This is a genomic window from Streptomyces sp. NPDC088745 (assembly GCF_044751045.1).
In the GTDB taxonomy this organism is placed as follows: domain Bacteria; phylum Actinomycetota; class Actinomycetes; order Streptomycetales; family Streptomycetaceae; genus Streptomyces; species Streptomyces cremeus.
On sequence record NZ_JBIVLB010000034.1, the window covers coordinates 1 to 1,920 of the forward strand.

The 1,920-nt window shown below is 64.4% G+C and carries 1 protein-coding gene; it reads left to right on the forward strand.

Annotated features, from left to right (window positions below):
* Nucleotides 1-649 precede the first annotated feature (649 nt).
* Nucleotides 650-1,831: a hypothetical protein gene (locus ACIP93_RS37680; RefSeq protein WP_401766985.1), complete on the forward strand. Its 1,182-nt coding sequence runs from the start codon at nt 650-652 to the stop codon at nt 1,829-1,831.
* Nucleotides 1,832-1,920 lie beyond the last annotated feature (89 nt).

The window sequence follows — 1,920 nt, forward strand, 5'->3', positions numbered from 1 at the left end:
CGTTGCAGTACTAGGGCGTTTCCTTCGGATCATCTGATCGTTGGTTGATGTGTGTCGTTGACTGATGCTCAGTGGGCCCGTATTGAGCCGTTGCTGCCGGACCGGACACCTCGCCGGGGTGGGCGGTGGCGCGACTGGGTGTCGCCTTCATGAGTAGCCGTGCCAGAACCCTTGATCGGTGACGGGCTGTGATGGATGGGCAGGTTCGGTCAGTTCGGGGTCGGGGTGGGGCTGGGTTCGGGTGCGGGCGCGGGCGGGATGTTTCGCGCATGGACGGGAGAGGAAGCTTTCGATCCGCTCTGGCGGCCTTGGGAGGAGGCGGCGGAGCCTGCGGTGCACGGGCCGGAGCCTCCCCGTTCGGCAAAGTGCCGGCATTTCGGCCCAGTGGGGTGAGCGCCGTGTCCCAGACGATCGACAGCGTGCTGCGTGACCGCTCCGTGGCTCACTGGTCGCAACACCCGGACAACACTGAAGCACACATGATCACTCTGCGTATATTGTCGCTACGTTCTGTGAACCCCTGTGAGGGCAGAGGCACCGTGGGCTCGGCCCCTGCGAGCCGCTGCTTGCGACAGCCCTGCCGCCCCTGCCGAGAGGAAAAGCGAAACCTGTGAAGACAAGAGCAGTGCGAACGGCGGCGGCTCTGGCTGTGGCCAGTCTGATGGCCTCGCTGGCGCCGGTGGCCTTCGCGGACACCACAGGCCCCGGGGAGGGCGCCAGCAGGACCGTCGACTATCCCTGGGACACGAAGAGCAACGGGCTGGAGTACCAGTACGTCCTGCCCTTCTACCAAAAGAACGGGCTGTACGTGCAGGATGTCGCGCCCACCCGCAACCTCAAGGGTGACGGCCTCCCGCACACGCTTGAGCTGCGCGAAAGGGACGTGGAGCCGGCCACGCAGACCGGTGTCGACGACGGCGGAGACCTCGAATGGAACGAGCGAGTACAGGGGGGCATGAAAATGCTGGCCAAGTCCCTGGCGGACAAGTTCGGCGGGGGAGAGATCCTCGACGCGATCCTCCCGGGCAAGCCCAATGTCAGCCCGAAGAAGACCGTCAGGTTCGACGTCAGTGACAGCTTCACCGTGACCCCCAAGTCACAGATCCAGGCACGCCCCGTCTACTACAAACTCAAGACGGTCTCCGACATCTGGAAAAGGAATCCAGGCGACACCCACTTCACCGTGGTGGATCGCGGGCAGGTCGACGATGCCGTTATCGGCATGGGCTGGCTCCTCATGTGCGGAGGGAGAGTCTGCATCCCGGGCGAGGACTATGAGTCCAAAGCCGAGCTCACTGTCGCGCAGCGTCGGGCGTTGGAGCAGGTGCCTCCCACCGGTGCCCCGGACCGTCCCGCGTTCACCAGGGACGATGTAAACAATTGGCCCTACAACACGGTCCCGATCCGCATCTGGCACCCCAACGACTGCTCCGCATCGACCAAGAGCGACGGCGGCTGGTCACGGGGTGGCACGGTGACGGTCCGCTGCGCCAAACCGGAGGACCAACGAGGCCACACGTTCACCGGCTACCGCGTCGAGTACGAGCACAAGGTCAAGTACCCAGCCTGGGAGAACCCCAGGTGGGGCGTAGGAACCTTCACCGAACCCGGGGAGACGGAGCAGGACCTGACCAACGCGACAGCCCTGCTCGAAGTACGGTCCATGCCGGCCGACGGCCAGGACAAGAGCCTGTACTTCAAGTATCTGCATCGCAGGGTCGACACCGAGATCATTCGGAACCTCGATGTCAGGATCGTCCCCGTGACCGACTGCACGGACTACAAGACGTGGCAGCCGATGAAGCCCACCCTCGCCGGCTGCGGCGGCTAGTACTGCAACGGTCCTTGTCGTGACGGTTGGGCAGGTTGGTCGTTGCTCTGTTCATGGGTGGGGAACTCGTTGATGCCCGGTCGTGGGCG